This is a genomic window from Microcoleus vaginatus FACHB-2002, from assembly GCF_040004035.1.
Lineage (GTDB): Bacteria > Cyanobacteriota > Cyanobacteriia > Cyanobacteriales > Microcoleaceae > Microcoleus > Microcoleus vaginatus_C.
Genome location: NZ_JAMPLN010000081.1, coordinates 1 through 4377 on the forward strand (window position 1 = coordinate 1; position 4377 = coordinate 4377).

Consider the following 4377-nt stretch of genomic DNA (forward strand, 5'->3'; position numbering starts at 1 on the left):
ACTACTCTTTTTCTCAAATCTAGACTGTATGCCATTTTTCGGCTCCGAGTTAACAATTTTTCTTGATTTTACATCATCTTGCATTTGTCTCACATTTATTTGAAATGACTATACTTCAACTTGGTAGACACCCCGCCTGTATTGGAAAATGCAGTCAAGCTAACAATCATCAGCCCCATTTTGTTTATTGCCGGTCTGTATGAGTCTCCTTTTCAAGTCAAAGCCGAAAAGTCGATATCCATTCAAGAGGAAGACGAAGGCAGAATCATCGAAGGCAGAATAGATATCCTAATTATGAAAGCAAACTTGTGGGTGACAGTAATTGAATCCAAACAACTTTCGTTTTCAACTGACGAAGCACTTGCCCAACTATTGACATATATGCTCGCCGATCCCGATCCCGAAACTCCTACTTTTGGGATGATTTCCACAGGTGCTAACTTTAGTTTTGTCAAGTTAGTCAGAGGCGAAATAGCTCAGTATGCCTTATCTCCAGAATTTGTAATCCGCAATCCCGGCAATGAATTGTACCGGGTTTTGCAGATTTTAAAACGCCTGAGTCAACTTCCAGACTAGCAATAAAAGCCATTTTGAGTTATCTTTCAAAGTAGACAATATCTAATATCTCAAATTTCAAACTGGTGCGAGCATGGTAAATTACTGGATAGTCGGCGCTGTGGCAATAGCTTCTGTCTGCTGGGCAGAAATAATACGAGACTTTTATCACGTAGTGTCCCATTATTGGGCCCCCCTGCAAAAGCTGCACACTTGGCATCACCGCGTTTTCCGCCCGAATTTGACCCCCGTCAGCGAGACAATTTACAAGCAAGCACACTGGCGTCACGACGTGCCCGAAGCTGCGGCGATGATGGTTTTGGGCTTGTTGCTGTGGGTTGTAGCTTATTTTGGGCTGCCGGAATACCACTGGGGTGCAGCAGCCGGTTGTATTTATACTTTAGGCTTTTTGTTGAGCGCGATCGCCCGCGCGTGCGGCATAAAAGGTGCAGACGAATTAACCGACATCACCCACCAACCGGGAGACTTTTTGACTCCCCCTGGCAAGTGGTTAGTTAATAAACCTTATCACTGGCGGCATCACTTCGACAATCAAAATGCTTACTATTGCGGTACTTTCACCTTAATAGATAAACTTATGGGTACAGCACTTTCTCTCAAAGGCAAAACTGTAGCCGTCACCGGTGCATCTGGAACTTTAGGTCGTTCGCTACTCAAACACCTGCACAAAGCTGGTGCAAAAGCGATCGCCCTCACCTCTGGAAATGAGGAAATTACTTTGGATGTAGACGGCGAAAATTTACCTGTAAAAACCGTAACTTGGCAAGCTGGCCAAGAGGCAGACTTAGCCCTATTTTTAGAAAAAATCGATATTCTCGTCATCAATCACGGGATTAATGTACACGGAGAAAGAACAGGAGAGGCGATCGCAAACTCCTACGAAATTAACACTTTTTCCGCATGGCGGCTGATGGAACTCTTTTTCTTAACAGTCCGCACTAACGAAAACATCGCTTGCAAAGAAGTCTGGATCAACACTTCAGAAGCCGAAGTAATTCCCGCTGTCAGTCCCCTGTACGAACTCAGCAAACGCGCCCTGGGAGATTTAGTCACCCTGCGCCGGCTAGATGCACCTTGCATCGTTCGCAAACTGATTTTAGGGCCGTTTAAAAGCAACTTAAACCCGATCGGCATTATGTCTCCAGATTGGGTAGCACAGCAAATTGTCCAACAAGCTAAAGCCGATGCCCGCAATATCATCGTGACAATTAATCCTTTGACTTTTATCGTTTTTCCAGTCAAAGAGTTTTTTGTTTCTCTCTACTTCCAAATCTTCAGCCGGAAAGCTATTCCAGAGATTAAAGCAGCGGTGGCATCGGAAAAATCTAGCGTTGAATCTAAGATTAATTAATGAACAAGAAACCCGGTTTTTTAGATAAACCGGGTTTCTAACTTGGGATGTAGTACCCCTTTGATTCTTTTGTCCCTCTCTGGGGAGACTAAATTTTGTGTACGATCGGTTTCAACCGCCGAGTATTATTTAATTACTAACCTCAGCCATTTCAATCACGCGGCCGTCGTAATCCTTGACTAAAAAATTTAGCGGCTTTTCCCGGCGAATTTTATAACTAATGCCGCGAGTTTGTACCCTCATCAATAGCTGATCCAAACAATCGCGATCGAAACAAACGTGACGCGGGCGATTTTTTTCCCCTACGCCGGCCCCGCTAATAATGTGCAGTTGGGTATTTTTCATCAACTGATACCACAAACCATCGGGACTCCCCATTGTTTGAGAGGTCGTTGCCCTCCCGACATTCGGCGACAAATACAGCGGATCAATACCAGTTGTGCCCAAAGTTTGCTCGTAATTGTAGTAGTAGTGCAGCGGCACTTCTGCTACGGGCAGGTTTAGCATACCTTCATAGAACTCCCTGGCTTGTCCGAGATCCGATACCATCACGGTGTATACCTTCGGAGCACTGGTGAGAAACATCCACATCGCCCCCGCATAGGCGGCCAGCAGCATTACCATAATCCCTTGAGTCGAAAACAAGCTGTCCAGGGGCAGGGACGGCAAAAAAGAGCTCAAGTACAAAGGCCGAAGTGCAAAAGCAATAAAACTAACTGCTAGAGTCATGAATTATAAGAAAGGGTAAACAACGAAATTTATCAAGATTGCAGTCGCGATCGCTCGCGAGACTTAAACTATTAGCTTAGCCATCTATGTTAGCAAAAACTAGCGGTTAAGCCCTACCCGATGAAAGTCTTTGTATACGGCACACTCAAACCGGGGGAGTCCAACTACCTCCGCTACTGCGAAGGAAAAGTTGTGGATGCTTGCCCCGCGATCGCCCGGGGTCAACTTTTTGCGCTGCCGATCGGCTATCCTGCGATGATGGCCGGAGATGGCACAGTCTGCGGTTTTCTCCTCTGTTTCGCAAACTCGGCTATTTTGGACGATTTAGACCGATTGGAAGACTATCATCCGCTGCGGGAACCGACACAAAACGAATATCAGCGACAGGAAATTGAAATCTTCGATCCACACCTCAAACCTTTAGGGACGGCTTGGGCATACTTCATGTTACCCGATCGCGTTCGTTCCCTAGGAGGCATCTGGCTGCCCCACGGCAGGTGGGAAAATCGGTTTTTCACCAAATAAGGTGGTTAATGCCGATGAGCTTACTAAATAGCCATTCCAGTGGGCGAAGGTGGCTCAAACCTGTAACCGTAACCCCGAATAGTTTTAATAAACTGCGATCCACTAGCATCAACTTGAATCATTTTCTTGCCAATCTGACCGATATGTACGCTAACAACTTTCTCTTCTCCTGTGTCGTTGCAGTTCCACCCCCAAATTTTTTCAATTAGCTGTTGGCGACTCCAAGATTGACCGGAATGACTTGCCAAAAAATACAATATCTTAAATTCCAAGGCTGTTAACTTGATAATGCGATCGTTGAGTGTTGCTTCCCGGCGCGCTGAATCGATCGCGAATTTATCGAATACAATACGTGATGAAGTGACAGACCTCATGCGTCTCAACACAACTTCTATACGAATTGCCAACTCTGCCAAAGCAAAGGGTTTACAGATATAATCATCAGCACCGGCGGACAGGACTTTAAGTTTATCAGCTTCGTCTGTGCGGCTGCTTAGCAGGATCACAAAAACATTAGTACGGCGCTGCATTTCCTGGCAGAGGTGATAGCCTTTAGTATGCGGAAAATTCCAATCGAGAATTACTAGCATTGGCGTAAGGATTCAGGTGGTAGGTATTGACAAGTGTGATTAGGGAACAATACTCCGGACAGTTTTTAAGCCACCAGAGTACCATAAGACAAGACTGAAGGAAGATTAGGATGATTTAAAATCAAATCCGCCTCTAAATCTAACTTGTCAATAAAGGTACAAAGTAGGTGTTTATTGAATTCCAGACGTTTATAAGAACAGATTAAAAACACAAACGACTTGGCAGATCAATGACAACTAGAGAGTTGATGTTTGGCTAAATTTAAGGCAATAAGACTGGCATTAAAATGAAAATCCAGCCGTGGTAAATGACGAGCTTGACAATCAGACGATCCCGTAAATTGCTTGGCATCACCAAAAATAAATTCAATCTGGAAGCGAGCCTGATAATATTCAAGAATTTGCTCAGGTGGCAAGTGAATATCAGTGCTAAATAATAAAGCATTTTTAATTTTTCCGTTGGCTTGTACCTCAAAGATACAAGCCAAAGTAAGGCGTTGCTGAATTGATGTATGATATAGCGATCGAGAGCAAAGTTGACGAAAAACAATGAACAGCAAATTAGAGTCCCTCAAATGTCCTGAATGCAAGTCTAGTCGTATTAAT

The 4377-nt window shown here is 44.4% G+C and carries 6 protein-coding genes; 3 read left to right on the top strand and 3 right to left on the bottom strand.

The genetic code is table 11. The annotated features are described in order from the left end of the window. The first annotated feature begins 120 nt into the window (after nt 1-120). On the top strand, nt 121-576 hold the full coding sequence (locus NDI35_RS29530; RefSeq protein ID WP_445315806.1) for a restriction endonuclease subunit R: 456 nt from the start codon (nt 121-123) through the stop codon (nt 574-576). Nucleotides 577-649: 73 nt separating this feature from the next. Beyond that, nucleotides 650-1927, top strand: coding sequence for a bifunctional sterol desaturase/short chain dehydrogenase (locus tag NDI35_RS29535; protein WP_445315807.1), 1278 nt, complete (start codon nt 650-652; stop codon nt 1925-1927). Between the two features lie 129 nt (nt 1928-2056). On the opposite strand, the gene NDI35_RS29540 is transcribed toward NDI35_RS29535, so the two are convergent. Beyond that, nucleotides 2057-2656 carry a VOC family protein gene (locus NDI35_RS29540; RefSeq protein ID WP_445315808.1) on the bottom strand — a complete coding sequence of 200 codons (600 nt, stop codon included), beginning with the start codon at nt 2654-2656 and terminating at the stop codon, nt 2057-2059. A 120-nt stretch (nt 2657-2776) separates the two neighbouring features. On the opposite strand from NDI35_RS29540, the gene NDI35_RS29545 reads away from it, so the two are divergent. Then, nucleotides 2777-3181, top strand: a complete 405-nt coding sequence (locus tag NDI35_RS29545) for a gamma-glutamylcyclotransferase family protein (protein WP_445315809.1) — start codon at nt 2777-2779, stop codon at nt 3179-3181. Between the two features lie 23 nt (nt 3182-3204). On the opposite strand, the gene NDI35_RS29550 is transcribed toward NDI35_RS29545, so the two are convergent. Further along, nucleotides 3205-3771 carry a response regulator transcription factor gene (locus tag NDI35_RS29550; protein ID WP_445315810.1) on the bottom strand — a complete coding sequence of 189 codons (567 nt, stop codon included), beginning with the start codon at nt 3769-3771 and terminating at the stop codon, nt 3205-3207. Between the two features lie 227 nt (nt 3772-3998). After that, a partial coding sequence (locus NDI35_RS29555) for a transposase (RefSeq protein ID WP_445315811.1) occupies nt 3999-4377 on the bottom strand: 379 nt, incomplete at its 5' end.

Excerpts from the sequence above, each read along its gene's own strand:
- NDI35_RS29540 (WP_445315808.1), bottom strand. The coding sequence starts at position 2,656 with ATGACTCTAGCAGTTAGTTTTATTGCTTTTGCACTTCGGCCTTTGTAC.
- NDI35_RS29545 (WP_445315809.1), top strand. The coding sequence starts at position 2,777 with ATGAAAGTCTTTGTATACGGCACACTCAAACCGGGGGAGTCCAACTAC.
- NDI35_RS29550 (WP_445315810.1), bottom strand. The coding sequence starts at position 3,771 with ATGCTAGTAATTCTCGATTGGAATTTTCCGCATACTAAAGGCTATCAC.
- NDI35_RS29535 (WP_445315807.1), top strand. The coding sequence starts at position 650 with ATGGTAAATTACTGGATAGTCGGCGCTGTGGCAATAGCTTCTGTCTGC.